Below are 223 nucleotides of genomic sequence, written 5' to 3' on the forward strand. Positions count from 1 at the left end.
ACCGGTGCGCACGAGCATGACGCCTGCGCACACGGCCGCGACCCCGACGATCCCGGCGTTCAAGGCTACGATCCAGTAGATCGGGGCTCCGATGAGCAGGCTCACGAGGGAAATCGCGATGAGAGGAGAGGTTTTCTTGGCGTGATGCAGGCCGACTTCCCCGAAGCTCCGAAGGGCCGCGAGCACCTGCACGCATGCGAGCCAAGGGAGAACCGAAGCTGCT

Annotated in this window: 1 protein-coding gene; it reads right to left on the minus strand. The window is 64.6% G+C overall.

Annotated elements, in window-relative coordinates:
* The coding region (locus tag E4K09_RS28705) for a hypothetical protein (RefSeq protein ID WP_166802125.1) at positions 1 to 223 on the minus strand (223 nt) is incomplete at both ends.

Source organism: Microvirga pakistanensis (assembly GCF_004458765.1).
GTDB lineage: Bacteria > Pseudomonadota > Alphaproteobacteria > Rhizobiales > Beijerinckiaceae > Microvirga > Microvirga pakistanensis.